General features: G+C 62.1%; 18 protein-coding genes. 11 read left to right on the plus strand and 7 right to left on the minus strand.

What is annotated here, in order from left to right; genetic code table 11:
• Positions 1-66: 66 nt before the first annotated feature.
• Complete coding sequence (locus CO670_RS05030; protein WP_097589269.1) at positions 67-609, minus strand: hypothetical protein; 543 nt, start codon at positions 607-609, stop codon at positions 67-69.
• 188 nt (positions 610-797) lie between these two features.
• Here CO670_RS05030 and CO670_RS05035 point away from each other — a divergent pair, with 188 nt between their 5' ends.
• The 3 genes from CO670_RS05035 to CO670_RS05045 all read left to right on the plus strand — a co-directional run bounded on the left by CO670_RS05035 (position 798) and on the right by CO670_RS05045 (position 3239).
• Positions 798-2009, plus strand: coding sequence for an NADP-dependent isocitrate dehydrogenase (locus CO670_RS05035; protein ID WP_088674229.1), 1212 nt, complete (start codon positions 798-800; stop codon positions 2007-2009).
• A gap of 70 nt (positions 2010-2079) precedes the next feature.
• A complete protein-coding gene (locus CO670_RS05040) occupies positions 2080-2526 on the plus strand; it encodes a GNAT family N-acetyltransferase (RefSeq protein ID WP_097589236.1) in 447 nt (148 codons plus the stop codon).
• Positions 2527-2612: 86 nt separating this feature from the next.
• Positions 2613-3239, plus strand: coding sequence for a glutathione S-transferase family protein (locus CO670_RS05045; RefSeq protein ID WP_097589237.1), 627 nt, complete (start codon positions 2613-2615; stop codon positions 3237-3239).
• 52 nt (positions 3240-3291) lie between these two features.
• On the opposite strand, the gene CO670_RS05050 is transcribed toward CO670_RS05045, so the two are convergent.
• Positions 3292-4143: an AraC family transcriptional regulator gene (locus tag CO670_RS05050; RefSeq protein ID WP_097589238.1), complete on the minus strand. Its 852-nt coding sequence runs from the start codon at positions 4141-4143 to the stop codon at positions 3292-3294.
• Positions 4144-4498: 355 nt separating this feature from the next.
• Between CO670_RS05050 and CO670_RS32450 the strand changes: the two genes are divergently transcribed.
• Positions 4499-4726, plus strand: a complete 228-nt coding sequence (locus tag CO670_RS32450) for a hypothetical protein (RefSeq protein WP_141502229.1) — start codon at positions 4499-4501, stop codon at positions 4724-4726.
• A 637-nt stretch (positions 4727-5363) separates the two neighbouring features.
• On the opposite strand, the gene alaS is transcribed toward CO670_RS32450, so the two are convergent.
• Both alaS and recA read right to left on the minus strand, forming a co-directional pair.
• Positions 5364-8018 carry an alanine--tRNA ligase gene (gene alaS / locus CO670_RS05060; RefSeq protein WP_097589240.1) on the minus strand — a complete coding sequence of 885 codons (2655 nt, stop codon included), beginning with the start codon at positions 8016-8018 and terminating at the stop codon, positions 5364-5366.
• Between the two features lie 165 nt (positions 8019-8183).
• Positions 8184-9272, minus strand: coding sequence for a recombinase RecA (recA, locus tag CO670_RS05065; protein ID WP_088674365.1), 1089 nt, complete (start codon positions 9270-9272; stop codon positions 8184-8186).
• 229 nt (positions 9273-9501) lie between these two features.
• On the opposite strand from recA, the gene CO670_RS05070 reads away from it, so the two are divergent.
• Together CO670_RS05070 and CO670_RS05075 are read left to right on the plus strand one after the other, a co-directional pair.
• On the plus strand, positions 9502-10446 hold the full coding sequence (locus CO670_RS05070) for a carbohydrate kinase family protein (RefSeq protein ID WP_097589241.1): 945 nt from the start codon (positions 9502-9504) through the stop codon (positions 10444-10446).
• Positions 10447-10535: 89 nt separating this feature from the next.
• A complete protein-coding gene (locus CO670_RS05075) occupies positions 10536-11462 on the plus strand; it encodes a pseudouridine-5'-phosphate glycosidase (protein WP_097589270.1) in 927 nt (308 codons plus the stop codon).
• 107 nt (positions 11463-11569) lie between these two features.
• On the opposite strand, the gene CO670_RS05080 is transcribed toward CO670_RS05075, so the two are convergent.
• A complete protein-coding gene (locus CO670_RS05080; protein ID WP_097589242.1) occupies positions 11570-14173 on the minus strand; it encodes a PAS domain-containing sensor histidine kinase in 2604 nt (867 codons plus the stop codon).
• A gap of 306 nt (positions 14174-14479) precedes the next feature.
• Between CO670_RS05080 and CO670_RS05085 the strand changes: the two genes are divergently transcribed.
• A complete protein-coding gene (locus CO670_RS05085; protein WP_097589243.1) occupies positions 14480-15511 on the plus strand; it encodes a flagellar biosynthetic protein FliO in 1032 nt (343 codons plus the stop codon).
• A 392-nt stretch (positions 15512-15903) separates the two neighbouring features.
• Positions 15904-16539, plus strand: coding sequence for a DUF1062 domain-containing protein (locus CO670_RS05090; protein WP_097589244.1), 636 nt, complete (start codon positions 15904-15906; stop codon positions 16537-16539).
• Between the two features lie 60 nt (positions 16540-16599).
• Here CO670_RS05090 and dksA read toward each other — a convergent pair whose 3' ends face one another.
• A complete protein-coding gene (gene dksA / locus CO670_RS05095; RefSeq protein WP_008525884.1) occupies positions 16600-17019 on the minus strand; it encodes an RNA polymerase-binding protein DksA in 420 nt (139 codons plus the stop codon).
• 111 nt (positions 17020-17130) lie between these two features.
• Complete coding sequence (locus CO670_RS32865) at positions 17131-17295, minus strand: hypothetical protein (RefSeq protein WP_176538869.1); 165 nt, start codon at positions 17293-17295, stop codon at positions 17131-17133.
• Between CO670_RS32865 and CO670_RS05100 the strand changes: the two genes are divergently transcribed.
• The 3 genes from CO670_RS05100 (at position 17294) to CO670_RS05110 (ending at position 20415) form a co-directional block, all read left to right on the plus strand.
• Positions 17294-17788, plus strand: a complete 495-nt coding sequence (locus tag CO670_RS05100) for a histidine phosphatase family protein (RefSeq protein WP_097589245.1) — start codon at positions 17294-17296, stop codon at positions 17786-17788. The two genes, CO670_RS32865 and CO670_RS05100, sit on opposite strands and share 2 nt — an antisense overlap.
• A gap of 75 nt (positions 17789-17863) precedes the next feature.
• Complete coding sequence (locus CO670_RS05105; RefSeq protein ID WP_097589246.1) at positions 17864-19339, plus strand: YcjX family protein; 1476 nt, start codon at positions 17864-17866, stop codon at positions 19337-19339.
• Positions 19336-20415, plus strand: coding sequence for a TIGR01620 family protein (locus CO670_RS05110; protein ID WP_097589247.1), 1080 nt, complete (start codon positions 19336-19338; stop codon positions 20413-20415). Before CO670_RS05105 ends, CO670_RS05110 begins: the two co-directional genes overlap by 4 nt.
• Positions 20416-20428: the final 13 nt, after the last annotated feature.

Genomic DNA, 20428 nt, shown 5'->3' on the forward strand with positions numbered 1-20428 from the left:
CCCCGGCAAAAATCAAATCACACCCGCGATGGTCGCTCCAGCATCACCATCCGGTGACATCGAGCCTCATTCGCCCTTGGCGATCTGTACCATGGCTTCCTTGAGCGAGATCGGCCCCTGCCCCTCTTTGCCCTGGATCAAGATGTCGTCGATGACGGCCTTGCCGTCCTCCTCGATCACCTCGAATCGCACGGTCGTTAAGGCATCCTTGTCGGGCGTTCCCTCCATGCAGGTCGCGGCCTTGAACTTTACCGTCACCTCCGTGGCGCCGTTCGCCGCCTGGCCGCCGTCGATGGAAAGGTCCTGCAGCGGGCAAGCATCCTGGCCGTTGACGATCACGTCGTAGTCGAAGGGCGAAATGCCGTCCTCGTCCGCCGCCGGGTTCTGGACCGCCGCCTTGTATTTGTCGCCGAAATCATGGCTGTAGAGCCGGCTCAGCATCGCCTCGCCGAAAATGTCTATCCAGTCGCTGTCGTCCCCCGCCCAATTCTTCTGCGTGTCCTTCATGATCTCCTCGACCGGCACGGTCGCATCGGCGGCAAGCGAAGGACCCGGCAAAGCGGACAGGGCGGCAACGAGGCCGGCGAACAGAACGGCGATCTTCTTCATGGCAAAATGTCCGGGACTCAAGGGGCTTGCGGCGGCGAGACTAGCCCTTTTCCCGCGCTTGGCAATGGCGGCAAAAACGTCATGCCCCTGCCCGTTCTGCTTTGCGTTCCCGGCGCACAGTGCTATAGCGCTCCGGACCACATCACCCAGCCGGGACAACCGTCCCTTCCAGCTTACGAGGCAGATACATGAAGAAGATCAAGGTCGCCAATCCAGTCGCCGATCTCGACGGCGATGAAATGACGCGCATCATCTGGCAGCTCATCAAGGACAAGCTGATCCATCCGTATCTCGACCTCGATATCGACTATTACGACCTCTCGGTCGAAAACCGCGACGCCACCAATGACCAGGTGACCGTCGATGCCGCCAACGCCATCAAGAAGTACGGCGTCGGCATCAAGTGCGCGACGATCACGCCTGACGAAGCCCGCGTCAAGGAATTCAACCTCAAGGAAATGTGGAAGAGCCCGAACGGCACGATCCGCAACATCCTCGGCGGCGTCATCTTCCGCGAGCCGATCATTTGCCGCAACGTTCCGCGCCTCGTTCCGGGCTGGACGCAGCCGATCGTCGTCGGCCGTCACGCCTTCGGCGACCAGTATCGCGCCACCGACTTCAAATTCCCCGGCAAGGGCAAGCTGACGATCAAGTTCGTCGGCGAAGACGGCACCGTCATCGAGAAGGAAGTCTTCAACGCACCGGGCGCCGGCGTGGCGATGGCCATGTACAACCTCGATGAATCGATCCGCGAGTTCGCCCGCGCTTCGATGATGTACGGCCTGATGCGCAAGTGGCCGGTTTACCTGTCGACCAAGAACACCATTCTCAAGGCCTATGACGGCCGCTTCAAGGACATCTTCGAAGAGGTCTACGAAACCGAATTCAAGGACCAGTTCAAGGAAGTCGGCATCACTTACGAACACCGCCTGATCGACGACATGGTCGCCTCGGCGCTCAAGTGGTCGGGCGGCTACGTCTGGGCCTGCAAGAACTATGACGGCGACGTCCAGTCCGACACGGTCGCCCAGGGCTTCGGCTCGCTCGGCCTGATGACCTCGGTTCTCCTGACGCCGGATGGCAAGACGGTCGAAGCCGAAGCCGCCCACGGCACGGTTACCCGCCACTACCGCCAGCACCAGAAGGGCCAGGAAACCTCGACGAACTCGATCGCTTCGATCTTCGCCTGGACCCGCGGCCTCGCGCACCGCGCCAAGCTCGACGACAATGCCGAACTCGCCAAGTTCGCTTCCACGCTGGAAAAGGTCTGCGTCGATACCGTCGAATCCGGTTTCATGACCAAGGATCTGGCGCTCTTGATCGGTCCGGATCAGCCGTGGCTCTCCACCACCGCCTTCCTCGACAAGATCGACCAGAACCTGCAGAAGGCGATGGCGTAAGCCAGTCCTTTCAGGATAGCATTGAAACGGCGGGGATTTCCCCGCCGTTTTCATTTTGGGAGAACAGGCAATGACGGCGACCGTGCGTCCGCTCGAACCCTCCGACCGCGCCGCCTGGGAGCCCTTATGGGCGGCCTATCAGCGTTTCTACGAGGTGGTCATCCCCGCCGAGACGACGGACCTCACCTGGGGCCGCTTCCACGATCCTGACGAACCGATGCATGCGCTCGGCGCCTTCGACGGCGACGGCCGCCTCGTCGGCATCGTGCATGCGATCTTTCACCGCTCCTGCTGGCTACCGCAATGGACCTGCTATCTGCAGGATCTCTACGTCGAAACCAGCCAGCGCGGCCTCGGCACCGGTGCCGCACTGATCGATGCGGTCGCCGATCTTGCGCGCGCAAACGGCGCCGGCAGGCTCTACTGGATGACGCACGAAACGAATGCCACGGCGCGGCGGCTGTACGACCGGATCGCCAAACGCTCAGGCTTCATCCAGTATCGCAAAGCTCTCTGACGATGGGACTTGCACAAAGACCTCGCCGCGCTATTGATTCCGGGCGACGGCAATGCCTGACAGAACGGCAACAGGAGGAGGATGTCATGGCCGAAGAATTGGTATTCTATACGAACCCAATGTCACGCGGGCGCATCGCGCGCTGGATGCTGGAGGAGATCGGTCAGCCCTATCGCACCGAACTTCTGACCTTCGGCGAAACCATGAAGGCGCCGGAATATCTTTCGCTCAATCCGATGGGCAAGGTGCCGGCAATCCGCCACGGCAACACCGTGGTCACCGAATGCGCGGCAATCTGCGCCTATCTCGCCGAAACTTTCCCGGAAAAGGGGCTGGCCCCAAGACCGGAGGAGCGTGCCCGCTATTACCGCTGGATGTTCTTTGCCGCCGGCCCGCTGGAATCGGCGGTGACGATGAAGGCGCTCGGCTTCGAAATTCCGGCGGAGCGCCTGCGGATGGCAGGCTGCGGCAGTTTCGGCGACGTCATGAACACGCTTGAAATGGCCGTTTCCGGCTCGACTTATGTCACCGGCGAGCGCTTCACCGCCGCCGATGTCTATGTCGGAGCGCATATCGGCTGGGGCCTCGGTTTCGGCTCCATCGAGAAACGCCAGGCCTTCGTCGATTACTTCGGCCGCATAAGCGAGCGCGACGCCTATAAGCGCGCCAATGCGCTGGACGACGAGGCTGGCAAGACGATGCAGGCAGCCTGAGCGTTCAGGCACGATCGAGGACGCGGCAACTCAGCCGCGTCCTCGCATGAGGTCAGGCAAGCGGCATGTGGATTTCTGTCAGGAGCTCGGTTGGCGGCACGTCGCGTGGGTTGTTGAGATATTCCTCGAACATGACGCTGTCCTTCAGCTGCCGCCCTGATTTGGGCAGCCATTCCGCATAAAGCCACTGATAGGCTTTGTGCATGTCGGCGTAAGGCCCCTTGTGGCACAGCACTGCATAGTTGCCGCCATCGATCGTGCGCCGCTCGAACGGCGCTTCCGCCGGCAGGTCGGGCGTTCCGGTGACACAGGCGATCGACCGCAGCTGTGCTGCGGGCACGATATCGGGATCGTCGAGATAGACACCGATCATCCGCATGCCGGGCCTCGCTAGGCCGCGGGCGTAAAGCGTGCCGAACAATGTCTCGAAGGCTTTGCCGATCTGCATGTAAGAGCCGGTATGGGCGACACCGATCAACTCGGTCCGTGCGATCTCACGTATGGTAACATCGAACATCTTTTGGGTCTTTCCGTTAGGTGAGGGTTCAAAGGCTGTATGGCTTCCCTCTTTCCGGTAGCGGGCCGGCGGCATGCCATAGACCGACTTGAAGATGCGATTGAAGGATTGGAGATTGGGATAGCCTGATCGTTTCGCAATCTCGCTGACGGCAAGTTCCGTGCCGACGATCTCGCCCGCCGCGCGATGCAGCCTCAGCCGCTTGACGGTGGCCGCCAGCGTCTCGCCGTAAATCGCCCGGTAGATCCTGTGCCAGTGGTAGCTCGACAGGCAGGCGATCTCGGCCAGGCGCTCCATATCCAGCTCCTGGTCGAGGTGGTCGTGAATATAGGCAGAAACCCGTCGCAGACGGCTTTCATAAAGTGCCCATGCCGTTTCGCCATTCATGTCAAACCTCATGCAAATCGATCGGCTGCAGACAACCATAGTCCGATTTGACAAATCCTGCTGACTTGCCGGCTGGGGAGCGCCAATGCCATCACCCGCTAAGCGGCAGAGGCTAGGAAATTTGCGAACCGCCAGATTGACTTTTCAATCCAGTTGCAGGATGTGGCTGAAATTACATAATGCTGATCATACAAGATGCCTCTTCGGCGCGCCCTCGTAAATCAATCGCAGGAAAAGAATGAAATTTCCGTCTGGTAAGTATCACTGGATATTGGTGTCCTTCCTATTTTGTGTGTTGGCCATATACATATATGGAGAAACTCTCCAGTCACATAAAACTCCAGAAGAACAGTCAATGGATATACTAAAAAAATACCTTGCCGAAAACGGAGAAGTCGATCGAATGCGTTTTGCGAATTGCTTCAGAATCGAAGAGGCAGAAACCGACCGGATTCCAAACGTCAGCTTCTTTATTGGATGCGAGGTTAAGCAACCGCTTTCGGCAGAACCCATTGCTCTCTCAGTGGCGTTCGGTATTCGTGGACAGGTTGAATTTTGGGATGTGTCGAGGGGTGAGAAATGACGGAACCCGGTTTCGCAAAAAACTCCTCTGACTAGTTTTGGACGACAGCAAGCGCAGACGCATTGGCAAGCCGGCAATGGAGCCGCTGTCTAGGTTGACATGCCAGCTACGCCGCGTCTCCTCCTCATTCCTGTGCTCGTCACAGGAATCCAGCCACAGCGCGTCCGCGCCGTGAATGAATCAGTATCTAAAGAAAAAGAGTCTTTCGCGGCCAAGGTCTTGGGCGCACTGGATTCCTGTGACGAGCACAGGAATGAGGAAGGGCGTAGTAGGTGTCGGCTTAATGAAGCACGCGTTATGGTGTGTCTCTGTACGCAGACGGTGAGATTGGCGAGAATGCTAACCACACTCTCCGTCATCCCAGGCCTTGAGCCTGGGATCCATGCGGTGGCGGCTGATGGAAGCGGCGTGCATGCTCGGCTCAAGGCCGAGCATGACGGAGGGTTGGGTGGGTGGGGAAACCATTCACAGCGCAGACACTCGCGTCAGCGACGCCATCTGCTCGCGAAACCAACAATGCCAGTCATTGCTTAGACTGACTTGGTGGGTTTAGGGAACATCGAGTAAAAACGTTCACCAACAAGTAAAGGCGAAAGCCGAGCTTCCGCCTTTTCGAAACTCAGAAATGAACGGCAGCTCAGCCCGCGAGTGCTACAGCCACCGCCTCGATCGCCTCATCGGCCTTCGATCCATCGGGACCGCCAGCCTGCGCCATATCGGGGCGGCCGCCGCCGCCCTTGCCGCCGAGGGCGGCCGAGGCGATGCGGACGAGATCGACGGCGCTGTAGCGCTCGACGAGATCCGGCGTCACCGCAACGACGGCGCTCGCCTTGCCGTCATCGGACACGCCGATCAGCGTGACGACGCCGGAGCCGATGCTGGTCTTGCCGTCATCGGCAAGACCCTTGAGGTCCTTGGGATCGACGCCCGATATCGACTTGCCGAGGAACTTGACGCCGGCGACTTCGCGCACGGCATCGGCAGAACCACCCTGCCCGCCGCCCATGGCGAGCTTGCGCTTGGCGTCGGCCAATTCCTTTTCGAGCTTGCGTCGCTCGTCCATCAGCGCCTCGACGCGCGACAGAACTTCCGCCGGCTGAACCTTCAGCGAGGCAGCGAGCGTCTTCACGCGCTCGTCCTGTTCGGCGAGATATTCGCGCGCCGATTCGCCGGTTACCGCTTCGATACGGCGAACGCCTGCACCGACGGCGCTTTCGCCGAGGATGCGCACGAGGCCGATCTGACCGGTGGCCGACACATGCGTGCCGCCGCAAAGCTCGACCGAGTAAGGCCTGTTGCTCTTTGCGCCATGCAGCCCGGTGCCCATCGAAACGACACGCACCTCATCGCCGTATTTCTCGCCGAACAGCGCCATCGCGCCCTCCGCGATTGCATCGTCGACGCTCATCAGCCGCGTGGTGACGGGCGAATTCTGCAGCACGATCTCGTTGGCCATGTCCTCGACGATCTTCAATTCCTCGGCCGACATCGGCTTCGGGTGAGAAACGTCGAAACGCAGGCGCTCGGGCGCGACCAGCGAACCCTTCTGCGCCACATGGGTGCCAAGCACTTCGCGTAGCGCCTCATGCAGCAAATGGGTTGCCGAGTGGTTGGCGCGCAGGCGCGAACGGCGGGCGTGATCGACGGTCAGCGCAACAGCGTCGCCGGCCTTGATCACGCCTTCGACCACAGTGCCGGAATGCACGAACAGGCCTTCGCCCTTCTTCTGCGTGTCCGATATCTCGATCTTGCCATGGTCGGAGGAGATCACGCCGGTATCGCCCATCTGGCCGCCGGATTCGCCGTAGAAGGGCGTCTGGTTGACGACGATCTGCACCTTGTCGCCAGCCTTGGCTTCGTCAGCGACTGCGCCGTCCTTGACGATTGCCTGCACCACGCCTTCAGCGGCTTCCGTGTCGTAACCGAGGAACTCGGTTGCGCCATGCTTTTCCTTCAGCTCGAACCAGACGGTTTCGGTTGCCTTCTCGCCGGAACCGGCCCAGTGCGAGCGAGCTTCGGCCTTCTGCCGTTGCATGGCGTCGGTGAAGCCGGAGATATCGACACCGATCTCGCGGGCGCGAAGGGCATCCTGCGTCAGGTCGAGCGGGAAACCATAGGTGTCGTAAAGCTTGAAAGCGGTCTCGCCATCCAGCATGTCGCCCTTGCCGAGGTCCGTCGTCGCATCCGACAGCAGCGACAGGCCACGCTCCAGCGTCTTGCGGAAGCGACCTTCCTCGAGCTTCAGCGTCTCCGAGATCAGCGCTTCGGCGCGCACCAGCTCCGGATAGGCGCGGCCCATCTCCTGCACCAGCGTCGGCAGCAGCTTGTAGATCAGCGGCTCCTTGGCGCCGAGAAGCTGAGCGTGGCGCATGGCGCGGCGCATGATCCGGCGCAGCACATAACCACGACCTTCATTCGACGGCAGAACACCGTCGGCGATCAGGAAAGCCGAGGAGCGCAGATGGTCGGCGATGACGCGGTGGCTGGCGCTTCCTTCTGCCTTGGCGCCTATCGTGTCTTCGATGGCGCCGATCAGCGTGCGGAACAGGTCGGTGTCGAAGACGCTCTGAACGCCTTGGAGAATGCAGGCCATGCGCTCAAGACCCATGCCGGTATCGATCGACGGACGCGGCAGCGGGTTACGAACGCCAGGCTCGATCTGCTCGAACTGCATGAAAACGAGGTTCCAGAATTCCAGGAAGCGGTCGCCATCCTCTTCCGGCGAACCGGGAGGGCCGCCCCAGACGTTCTCACCCTGGTCGATGAAAATTTCAGAGCACGGGCCGCAGGGGCCGGTATCGCCCATCTGCCAGAAATTGTCGGAGGTCGGGATGCGGATGATCCTGTCGTCGGAGAAACCGGCGATCTTCTTCCACAGCGCCGCTGCTTCCTCGTCTTCGGAATAGACGGTCACCAGCAGGCGATGTTTCGGCAGGTCGAAACCTTCTGTCACGAGCTTCCAGGCAAGCTCGATCGCATTCTCCTTGAAATAGTCGCCGAAGGAGAAATTGCCGAGCATTTCGAAAAAGGTCAGGTGACGCGCGGTATAGCCGACATTATCGAGGTCGTTATGCTTGCCGCCGGCGCGCACGCATTTCTGCGAGGTCGTCGCCGTGGAATAAGGACGCTTCTCCAGGCCGGTGAAGACGTTCTTGAACTGCACCATGCCGGCATTGGTGAACATCAGCGTCGGGTCGTTGCGCGGCACAAGCGGGCTCGAGGAAACGATCTCGTGGCCGTTCTTCTTGAAATAGTCGAGGAAGGTCGACCGGATATCGTTCACGCCGCTCATTTTATGCCCTTCAATGCTGCCCGAGGCAGGTAAATACAAATCCATCGGCTTTTAACGTTCACCTCCGCCACTGTCCAGCCGACAAACGGAACCGGCCGCATTCTGATCAGAGAATGCGGCCGGTGTGAACTTCAGGCGGACTGACGGAAAAGCTCCGCGCGGAAATTACATTTCCCCAGCGTCATCGCCGTCATTGGCATCCGGCCCGCCATTCTGCAGGAAGCGGTCGGCGATGAGACCGGCATTCTGCCGCAACGACAGCTCGATCTCGCGGGCGAGATCCGGATTGTCGCGCAGGAAGGTCTTGGCGTTTTCGCGGCCCTGGCCGAGACGCTGACTGTTGTAGGAGAACCAGGCACCCGACTTTTCGACGATGCCGGCCTTGACGCCGAGATCGACGAGTTCGCCGGTCTTCGATACGCCTTCGCCATACATGATGTCGAACTCGACCTGCTTGAAGGGAGGCGCCATCTTGTTCTTGACGACCTTGACGCGGGTCTGGTTGCCGATCACCTCTTCGCGCTCCTTGACCGCGCCGATGCGGCGGATGTCGAGGCGCACGGAGGCATAGAATTTCAGCGCATTGCCGCCGGTCGTTGTCTCAGGCGAACCGAACATGACGCCGATCTTCATGCGGATCTGGTTGATGAAGATCACCATGCAGTTCGATTTGGAGATCGAAGCGGTCAGCTTGCGCAGCGCCTGGCTCATCAGGCGAGCCTGCAAGCCCGGAAGACTGTCGCCCATCTCACCTTCGATTTCGGCGCGCGGCGTCAGCGCGGCGACCGAGTCGACCACCAGAACGTCGACGGCGCCGGAGCGCACCAGCGTATCGGTGATTTCGAGCGCCTGTTCGCCAGTATCGGGCTGCGAGATCAGAAGGTTCTGCAGATCGACGCCGAGCTTGCGGGCATAGACCGGATCGAGAGCGTGTTCGGCGTCGACGAAGGCGCAGATGCCGCCCTTCTTCTGGGCTTCCGCAATGGTCTGCAACGCAAGCGTCGTCTTACCGGAGCTTTCCGGACCATAGATTTCGATGATGCGGCCTTTCGGCAGGCCGCCGATGCCGAGCGCAATATCGAGGCCGAGCGAGCCCGTCGAAACCGTCTCGATCTCGACGACGTTCTCGTTGGAGCCGAGTTTCATGATCGAGCCCTTGCCGAACGACCGCTCTATCTGTGAGAGTGCCGCTTCAAGCGCCTTGCTTTTGTCCACCGATTTGTCCTCTACCAGCCGCAATGAATTCTGAGACATCCGATCCACCTTTAGGTTATTGAAGCCGCTCAAGCAATGTCGAGTTTGTACCCTATTTGTTCCACTCTCGCAATAGGCGATCAAACAATTGAAAGAAAAAGGTAAAACGGCTCGTGTTCTATATTTGTTTTATCGATGCAAAGCAAAGGCTTAAGCCACCTGAACCGGCTTTGTTGGAAGCGTGTATCGGCCGCCGATTCGCTCGCCCGGCGTCAGGAGAGCCGCTCGGATGAAGAAAAAGATTCTTGTTCTCGGCGGCGCTCATATCGACCGGCGCGGCCGCATTTCCGGTGAGACCGCACAGGGCGCCAGCAATCCCGGCACGTGGTTCGAGGAGCCCGGCGGCGGCGGCTTCAATGCGGCGCGTAATCTTGCAAGGCTCGGCTTTCAGGTGACGATGATCTCGCCGCGCGGCGGCGATGCCATCGGCGAGATGGTGGGCGAAGCCGCAGACTACGCCGGCATCGACGACCGGCCGTTCGTCTTCCTCGACCGCAAAACGCCGAGTTACACGGCGATCATCGAGAAAGACGGCAATCTTGTCATCGCCCTCGCCGACATGGATCTCTACCGCTTCTTCGTGCCGCGACGCCTTTCGATCCGCTGGGTACGGGATGCCTTCGCCGCCCATGATTTGATCCTTTTCGATGCCAACCTGCCGGAGGAGACGATCGCGGCGATCGTCGCAAAGGCGCACTTCCTCTCAAAGCCCGTCGCAGCGATCGCCATTTCGCCCGCCAAGGTCGTGAAGCTGAGGCCCTGCATCGGGGATATCGACTATCTGTTCCTGAACGAGGCGGAGGCAGCGGTCCTTGCCGGCAGGCAGCCGGCGGACGCGGAGGGCTGGCCGCCGCTTCTGAACGAGATCGGCATCCGGAACGCCGTCGTCACCCGCGGCCGGCGGGAGCTCGTGGCACTTTGCCAGGGCCGCGCCGTGACGCTTCAGCCGCCAGTCGCCGAGACCGTCGCCGATGTCACGGGCGCGGGTGATTCCCTCGCCGCCGGCACGCTCGCCGCCTTGATATCAGGCCTGCCGCTCGAAGAAGCCATCCGTCACGGCACGGCGGCGGCAGCGCTGACCGTGCAGTCGCGGCACGCGGTCAACGAAAATCTGACGCCGGATCTGTTGAATGAGGCGCTTGCCCTTGTTCCCAAGGTCAGAATTCTGCATTGAAGCGGCCAAATTGAAGTATCGAGCATGATGTCGTCCGAAAACCGCCGACACCTTTCGGCATCATGCTCTATCGATCACAGGACAAGATCATGACCAAGCCCATCTCCCCTCTTCTGCCGATCGCCTATTCGAAGGAAGTCGCCAGCGCCAAGCAGCGCGGCGCCCCGATCGTGGCGCTGGAATCGACCATCATCACCCACGGCATGCCCTATCCCGGCAATATCGAGATGGCCCGCAGCGTCGAGACGATCATCCGCGAGCAGGGTGCCGTGCCGGCAACCATCGCCGTCATCCATGGCACGCTGCATATCGGCCTTGAATCGGCGGAATTGGAGCAGCTCGCGAAGGCGACGGAGGTGATGAAGGTTTCGCGCGCCGATCTCGCCTTCGCGATCGCTGAGCGGCGCACCGGCGCCACCACGGTTGCGGCGACGATGATCGCGGCGGCCCGCGCCGGCATCCGAGTTTTTGCGACAGGCGGCATCGGCGGCGTGCATCGCGGCGCCGAGGAAAGCTTCGATATTTCAGCCGATCTGGAAGAACTGGCCCGCACCGGCGTCATCGTCGTCTGCGCCGGCGCCAAGGCTATCCTCGACATTCCGAAGACGCTGGAAGTACTGGAAACCCGCGGCGTGCCCGTCGTCACCTATGAGAGCGAGGAATTCCCCGCCTTCTGGTCGCGTTCGTCCGGCATCCGCAGCCCGCTGTCGCTGAACAGCCCGGCGGCAATCGCCAATTTCCAGACCACGCGCGAACAGCTCGGCATCGACGGCGGCATGCTGATCGCCAATCCGGTGCCCGAAGCCGACGAGATCGCGCGCGAGGAGATGGAAATCTATATCGAACGCGCCCTCGACAGCGCCGAGCGCGACGAAGTGACCGGCAAGGCGGTGACGCCCTATCTGCTTTCGACGATCTTCGACCTGACGGATGGGCAGAGCCTGAAGACGAATATCGCGCTGGTGGAGAACAATGCACGGCTGGCGGCAGAGATTGCCGTGGCGCTCGGAGAATAGGGGATGATGGGCGGGGTTGGTCCCCGCCCCGCCTTTACCGCATTGCCGTAGATAACTACTTGCGCGATCCGTGGTGCACGGCACGACCTCTCTGAACCTTCCAGCCCCTAACCGTCCAGCGTCTCCTTCACCACCACAGCCAGCTGCTTCAGCGAGAACGGCTTCGGCAGGAAGCCGAATTTCGCATCCGGCGGCAGGTTGCGGGCAAAGGCGTCCTCGGCGTAGCCGGAGACGAAGATGAATTTCAGGTCGGGATAGTTCTTGCGCAGCTCGCGCAGCAGGCTCGGGCCGTCCATTTCGGGCATGACGACGTCGGAAACGACGATGTCGACCTTGCCGTCGAGCTCTTCCATGATGCTCAGCGCCTCGACGCCAGAGCCTGCCTCGTGCACGGTATAGCCGCGCGTTTCCAGCATGCGTTTACCGCCGCGGCGCACAGCTTCCTCATCCTCGACGAGAAGCACGACGGCCGAGCCGGTCAGGTCCTCGGGCTGCTGCGGCGATGCGGGCGGCGGCGGCACTTCCGTCCCGGCAATGGCCCCATCGATCGCGCCCGCCTCTGCGGCAACCGCCGGCTCCGGAATGTGGCGCGGCAGGAAGACGCGGAAGGTCGTACCCTTGCCGACTTCGGACTCCGGCTGGATGTATCCGCCCGACTGCTTGACGATGCCGTAGACCATGGCGAGGCCGAGACCGGTGCCCTTGCCGACATCCTTGGTGGTGAAGAAAGGCTCGAAAATCTTGTCCATGATCTCTGGCGCGATGCCGGTGCCATTATCGGCGACCTCGACCAGCACCATGTCCTCGGCCGGCATGTAGGAATAGTTGAAGGCGGCGACGTCGGCGGCCGTCAGATTGCGGGTGCGCAGCGTCAGCGTGCCGCCATCGGGCATGGCGTCGCGCGCATTGACGCAGAGATTGATCAGCACCTGCTCGAACTGCGAGAGGTCTGTTTTGACCGGCCAGAGATCGCGGCCATATTGCACGTCGAGCTTGACGTTGGTGCCGGAAAGCAGCCGATCGACCAGCATGCGCAGATCGCCGACGACATCGGTCAGGTTCAGCACCGAGGGCCGCATCGTCTGTTTGCGCGAGAAGGCGAGCAGCTGGCGCACCAGCACCGCGGCGCGGTTGGCGTTGCGCTTGATCTCCATCAGGTCGGCAAAGCTCGCATCGGAGGGCCGCGCCTGCAGCAGCAGATGGTCGGAGGAAAGCAGGATCGCCGTCAGCACGTTGTTGAAATCGTGCGCGATGCCGCCGGCGAGCGTTCCCACAGCATTCATCTTCTGCGTCTGCGCCATCTGCGCTTCCAGCGCCTTCTGCTCGGTCACCTCCACGGCATAGACGATCGCCGCTTCCTCCGGCGCCTCGTCGCTCTGGTCGATGACGGCATTGACATAGAATCGGAAGTAGCGCGCTTCGTCCGTCGGCGTGCGGGTATCGAGCGGCGCGATGTCGCCCTGCCGGTCTTTCGCCGCCGCCAGCGCCTCGGCGAGCGCCGGCCGGTCGCTTTCCTGCACGATGGTTTCCAGGCGCGGCTTCTTTTCGAGATCGTCGCGCGAGACGACGCCGGAAAACAGCTTCAGGAACGGCGCATTGGTGCGCAAGATACGCCCTTCGCCGTCGACCGAGGCAATCGCCATTGGCGTATTGTTGAAGAAGCGGGTGAAGCGCATGGCGGCGGCCGAAGCCGAGTGGCCGCTTTCGTCGCCCTTTTCACGCGCCAGAACGATCGTCCGGCTTTCGCCGGGCGCCCCGTCGCGCATCGAAGTGACGCTGTGGATGATCTGCACCGGCAGGCTCTGGCCGTTCGTCTTGCGCAGATCGAGATCGAGCGTCACGGTCTTTTTCAGGCCGGGTTCGGCCTGCACAGACTGGATCAGCGCCAGCCCCTCGCCCGCCACGACATCGCCGATCGTCATCGAGCCCGGTATGAATTTGGTGAGGTCGAGGCCCAGCCATTCTGCAAGCGTCGCATTCAGATAGAAGATCTCACCCTTCCTGCCGGCGGAGAAGAAGCCCGCCGGCGCATGGTCGAGATAATCGATCGCGTTCTGCAGCTCCTTGAAGAAGCGCTCCTGGTCGTCGCGTTCGGCGGTGATGTCGGTGATCTGCCAGATCTGCAGCGGCTTGCCGCCGGCATCCTCCGGCTCCAGCAGCCGTGCCTTCAGCCTGTACCAATGCGCGCCGGAACTGTTGCTGCCGGGTCCGACGGCACGCAGCAGGCGGAATTCCTCGCGGCCTTCCTTGCCTTCGCGCAGCCCGTTGACCAGCCGGTACAGCGCCTCGTTGGATTCGCGGTGACGCGACAGCAGCGTTTCCAGCGTCTGCACCTCGGTCGCCTTGCGGGCGCCCGTCAGCGCGCCATAGGCGGCGTTGGCATAGATGATCCGGCCCTTGTCGTCGGTGATCAGCGTGCCGTCGGGATGGCTGTTGAGAAAGGCGCGCGCCAGGCTGTCGGACTGGCGCTGGGGCATCACCTCGATGAAGCCGATGACCGAGGATACCAGGAAGAAAATGCCGACCATGGCGAGCACGCCGAGGCCGCCGAGCACGATCTCATTGTCGAGCGAGTGCTTGAAAACGACGAAAGCGCCAGCGGCCGCAATCAGCACGATCGCCAGGAAAAGAATGCGCAAAACCGTGCCAGAACGCCCCCCACGATCCACAAGCGGTGCGTTATAGTCGTCGGCCTGACGCGGTTTCGTCATCTATTCCTCACATAAACCCTTCCGGCTTGCTCCGTAGCACGAAGACGAAGCAGGAATCAGGCACTCTTTTCTTCTTAGCAATTTGCCACGCCGGCAAAAACAGCGGTAGCTGGCAAGACTGCTTGAATTCACAGGCAAGAGCGCCATCTGCCCCCGAAAGCTCGCCGCAGCCGCCCCGCCAGCGAGGCCGGCAGCCGCGGACCGGCACAACACGAAATTGCGTTCACGCGTGACTGGACAGGACCTTGTACCCTTGCCTAAGGAACGGAAAAGTCGTCAATATGTGCCGAATGTGAAATGGAGTGAGTGACTATGTTCGATGATGTTGTCGGAGCTTACGGCAGCCGTTTCCTGCTTGCCGCCGGTGGCGTCGGTCTGGCGCTTCTCCTGCTCATCATCGCGCTCTGGCTGCTCCGCAATCGCGCCCCCTCGCCCTTCGTGCGCGGCGGCCGCAATCGTCAGCCCCGCCTGCAGGTGCTGGATGCGGCTGCCGTCGATACGCGCCGCCGGCTGGTGCTGGTCCGCCGCGACGATGTCGAACATCTGATCATGATCGGCGGCCCGACCGATATCGTCATCGAAAGCCGCATCCTCACTGAGGCGGCCGAGCCGGCGGAAAACCCCTATCGCCCGCAGCCTGCGGAAGAGCATCCGATATCGGTCGCGCGGCCGGAAATGCCGCCCGCCGCCCCGCCCCGCCCGCCGGTCGCAACCCGACCGGAGCCGGTGGCCGAGCCTTCCTTCGCAGCACCCGTTTCGCCGGAACCACGTCCGCGCCCTGAGCCTGTCCAGCCGGCCGCGCCGCCGCCGGTTGCCACCAGTCCTCTTCCGCCAGAGCCGGCAGCACCTCCTCTGGCCGCTGAACGCGAAATTCCGCTACGCGCCGCCCCGCGCCCGCCGGAACGTCCCGCCGCGCCCATTGCCGCCGCACAGCCCGCGCCGTTCCGCGATACCGCCAGCGCCGCCGAAATCCTCGATGCCGCCCGCCAGCGCGTGCTGCCGCAGCAACGAATCGAGCCGGAAGTTTCCGCCCCGCCTGTCCAGAACATGCCTGCGGCTGCGCGCATAGCGACGGCCGAGGATGATGCGGCAGCGCAATCGGCAAAAGCGATTCGGCGCGATTTCCAGCGCGTGCTGGAAGAGGAAATGTCGAACAATCTGACGGCCGAACGCATCGTGCCGGCGCCGGCAAACCAGGCCCCGCGCCAGGCCGCGCCGCAGCCCGCCAACCTGCCGCGCCGCGATCCCGAGCTCGCCCCCATCACCGGCGCCGACACCGAGCTGCAGAAGGAAGTCGCCCGCATCTTCGGCGAAATGAGCGTCAATCGCGACAAGTGAGGGAAGCGTAATGCTTCCCTGCCTTCATCACAAAGTTGCATAAAAGCCGCAAGTTGTGGCTTTTAGCTTTGAAGAACGCTCGGGACTCCCACTGGCGTCGATCATTTGTTATCCCTCAGGTCGAAGAGCGTTGGCGCACTGAGGTTCATTTTGCCTAAGTAAAGACCGGTCTCACTCCAGTTTCACCCGTATTTCGGGACGGCAAGATGCCGTCCGAGGTATGAACATGTTCATCGGGTGGTGGCGAGAGACCGGTTTGGCATTGTCAATTGTGCCAGGTGCAGCTCCGCTGCTTAAGCTCTTCAGCCGCCCACAACATCGCCACGCCGCGTCCCGTAAGGGTTTTCTCATGCACCATCCTGGTGGACTTCCGAAGGGAAGACCAACACGATATGTGCAAGACGCTTCAGGTCCGATGGACCATTACCCCTCAGACAGCGCCTCAGCCTTGGATAACATGCAGCGGATGTGGAGGCTTGAGGGCTTTCCGGAGCAGCGACAGGATCCGGCTCAACGCCAACGGCCGCAAGCTCGATGCCTGGCTTATCTACAAATGCCTGATTTGCCAGAGGACATGGAACCGGCCAATCCTGGAACGGCGCAATGTTCGCAGCATCGATCCTGCGATTCTTGATGCGCTGCAATCCAACGACCGGGATTGGATCCGCGCGGAGACCTTCAACATCGAGGCTCTCAGGCGTCATTCGCCACGCGTGGACGAATTCGCCGAGTTCGACATTGCAAAGCAGATACGGCACCAAACGGCAGATTGGACGAGATTGGAAATCGAGCTGATGGTCCCGTTGCCGATCAGCACGCGCCTTGACCGCCTGCTGGCCTCGGAACTGAAAGTGTCGCGCTCGCGGCTGCAGGCTCTTCAGGAACACGGCAAGCTTCTGATCGATGCCGATGGTGCAGCCGCCCTGCGGCGGCGGATCAGAAACGGCGCCCGCATTACGATCGACCTCGCCATGGAGACCGATCGCGAGCAATCGTGGAGGCCGGCCGCAACAGGCGATCCGCTATAAATGAAAGGCGCCGCGACAGGTCGCGGCGCCTTGTTCCATTTCACGGTTACACGGAAGCCGTCACTCGTCGCGATAGACTTTTTCGCGGCGCTCGTGACGCTCCTGCGCCTCGATCGACAGCGTCGCGATCGGGCGGGCGTCGAGACGCTTGAGGCCGATCGGTTCGCCGGTTTCCTCGCAGTAGCCGTATGTACCGTCTTCGATGCGCTGCAGCGCCGCGTCGATTTTGGAAATCAGCTTTCTCTGCCGGTCGCGGGCGCGAAGTTCGATCGCCCGGTCGGTTTCCGATGACGCCCGGTCGGCGAGATCGGGATGGTTTGCGCTTTCCTCGGCCAGATGGTCGAGTGTCTCGCGCGCTTCTCTAAGGATATCGTTTTTCCAGGCTACCAGCTTCGCCCTGAAGTAGGCACGCTGGTTTACGTTCATGAACTCTTCCTCTTCCGAGGGAACGTAATTGCTAAGATCGATCTTCTCACTCAACGCGATTCTCCTGAAGAACATCTCATGGCGGGCTGTATATCCCAAGCGCTGGCCGCGATTCAAGCCAAATACGACAGGTAAACAGATTTTTAAATCTGTTACAATTTCCGGCTAACGATCTATTTTCTCATCATTATTCCGGCTGCCGTTTTTTGCTTCGCCTTCAAAACGCCGTGTTGTCGGCCAGGTTTCGGGCAGCTGTCGCACGCCTGCCGGTTGACGGCGGCCGATTGCAGCCATTACTGAAAAGACCCGCTCGATCCTGGATTTGCCCATGACCGTACCCCTGCCTCCGCCCAACCGCATCTATCTCCTGCGTCATGCCGAGGCCGCGTGGGCCGAACCCGGACAGCGCGATTTCGACCGGCCTCTCAACGAGAAGGGCTATGGCGACGCCGAAATCATCGCCGACAAGGCCGCCGACAAGGGATACCGCCCCGATCTCCTGATCAGTTCGACGGCTCGGCGCTGCCGCGGCACAGCCGACGCCGTCCACCGGGCGATGGGTCTCGCGCTCGACATACGTTATGTCGATGCGCTCTATAACGCGACGGTCGACACCTATATCGAGATCGTCGACGCGCAGGACGCGGCCTCCGTCATGCTGGTCGGCCACAACCCCACCATGGAACAGGCGCTGGAGGCGCTGATCGGCCATGAGGCGATGGTGAATGCCCTTCCCGCCGGCTTCCCGACGGCAAGCCTCGCGGTCATCGATTTCGCTGCGTCCGTCAACGCCTGGCGCCTTACCGATTTCGTGGTCGTCTGAAGTGTTTCGCGCCGCTTCTTTTTCCGGCGGCGCGTCCTTCCTATATTGCCGGCAGTCACCAACCGGAATCGCGCCTTGCCGCCACGCCTGACATCCTTTGCCGACGACGCCCGTATCGCGTTCGATAATCTTGCCGACCGGGCAAGCGGCCTCGTCAATCCGACCGTCCGGCTTGGCGTCACCGGCCTCTCCCGCTCCGGCAAGACGGTCTTCATCTCCTCGCTGGTCCATAACCTGCTGCATGGCGGCCGCCTGCCGCTGTTCGAGCCCGTGCAGTCGGGCCGCGTCTCGGCGGTGCGGCTGGAGCCGCAGCCGGACGACGCCGTGCCGCGCTTCCAGTATGAGGATCACATTCGTGCGCTGGTGAAGGACCGCATCTGGCCGGATTCGACTCGCGCCATTTCCGAGCTGCGCATCACCCTGGATTATCAGAGCGCCAGCGGCTGGAACCGCCTGTTCTCGCCCGGCCGGCTGTCCATCGATATTGTCGATTATCCCGGCGAATGGCTGCTCGACCTACCGCTGCTCGGCAAGGATTATCGCACCTTCAGCGAGGAAACGATCGCGCTCGCGAAAACCGGCGTCCGCTCCGAGCTGTCGCGTGAATGGCTGGCGCTCACCTACGGCGCTGATATTGGCGCCGAGGCGGACGAGATGGTTGCCCGCGGCCTTGCCACCGCCTTTGCCGATTATCTCAAGGCCTGTAAGGCCGATGAACGCTCGCTTTCCACTCTGCCGCCCGGCCGCCTGCTTCTGCCCGGCGATCTCGACGGTTCGCCGGCGCTGACCTTCGCGCCCCTAGCCTTGCCGGCGCACGGGCATCCCGGCCGCGGCTCGCTGTGGACGATGATGGAGCGGCGCTACGAGGCCTATAAATCGGTCGTCGTCAAACCCTTCTTTCGCGAGCATTTCGCCCGGCTCGACCGCCAGATCGTGCTGGTCGATGCGCTGCAGGCGATGAATCGCGGCCCCGAGGCCGTGCAGGATCTGGAGCGCGCGCTGACCGATGTGCTCGCCTGCTTCCGCCCCGGCACCAATTCGCTGCTCTCTTCGCTGCTTGGGCGCCGCATCGACCGCGTGCTGGTCGCCGCCACCAAGGCTGATCATCTCCATCATGAGAGCCATGACCGGCTCGATGCGCTGACCCGCCGCCTCGTCGACCGCGCCATCGGCCGCATCGGCATGGCAGGCGCGGGCATCGATGTCATGGCGCTGGCCTCCGTGCGCGCGACCCGGGAGGCGACGGTCAAGCGTGACGGCCATGAACTGCCCGTCATCGTCGGCACGCCGATGGAGGGCGAAACCATCGCCGGCGAACGCTTCGACGGGCAGAGAAAAACCGCGATCTTCCCGGGCGACCTGCCGGAGGATCCGGAAAGCCTGTTCGACCGCATCGCTTCGGGCAAGACGGTCGAGCCCCTGCCCGACGTCAACGTCGTCAGGTTTCGCCCGCCGCATCTCGAGGAAGCCGGCGGCGGCGTCAAGCTGTCGGTCCCGCATATCCGCCTCGACCGCGCCATGCAGTTCCTGTTCGGAGACCGTCTCGCATGAGCAAGCCCCCATCCGATCCGCCGCGCCGCCCGCCCGCCGCCTTCATCTACGAGGAAGAAACCTCGGAGCCGCGCGAAAACGGCCGGGGGCAGCAGCCGCGGCGCAGGCCGGAAAGCTTCTCCGAAAACATCGTCGTGACGCCCGACGAGGACGATCCTTTCCTCAATCCCGATAAGGATCTGAGCGCCGTCCCGGTCGCAACGCCGCGCAAAAGGCGAACCTCCTTCGGCAAGATCGCCGCCGGCGCCTTCGGCATCCTGCTGTCGCTCGGCATCGGGCTGTGGACCGATCGGTTGATCCGCGACCTCTTCGCCCGCGCCGATTGGCTCGGTTATGTCGCTCTTGCCGTGCTGGCGGTTGGCATCCTCGCCGTGCTGGCCCTCGTCATCCGCGAAACCGTGGGCATGATGCGCCTTGCCGCGGTTCAGACGATCAAGGCCGAAGCGGAAGCCGCCGTCCTCGAAACCCGGCCGGCGAAAGCACGCGCCGTCGTTACGCGTCTCACCACGCTGCTTTCCGCCAATCCCGAGACGTCGAAAGGCCGCGCGACGCTGAAGGCGACCGAAGGCGAGGTCATCGACGCCCCGCATCTGATTGCGCTCGCCGAACGCGAGCTGCTCGCTCCCCTCGACCGCAAGGCCCGCGCCCTCATCGTCAATGCCTCGAAGCGCGTCTCGATCGTGACCGCCGTCAGCCCGCGCGCCGTCGTCGACCTGCTCTATGTCCTTTACGAGGCCGTACGGCTCATCCGCGCCATGGCCGAGCTCTATGGCGGCCGTCCGGGCACACTCGGCATGTTCCGCCTGCTGCGCGATGTGCTCGCCCATCTCGCCGTCACCGGCTCTATCGCCGTCGGCGACAGCCTCGTCCAGCAGGTGCTCGGCCACGGATTGGCTTCAAAGCTCTCCGCCCGACTCGGCGAAGGCGTCATCAACGGCCTGATGACCGCCCGCATTGGAATCGCGGCCATGGATCTTTGCCGCCCGCTCGCCTTCCACGCGCTGAAACGGCCGGGAATCGGCGATTTCATCGGCGATCTCACGCCTTCGATGTCACCGCGCGGCAACACTCCTTGACATCAGTGACGTT

This window comes from Rhizobium sp. J15, assembly GCF_002531825.1.
In the GTDB taxonomy this organism is placed as follows: Bacteria; Pseudomonadota; Alphaproteobacteria; order Rhizobiales; family Rhizobiaceae; genus Rhizobium.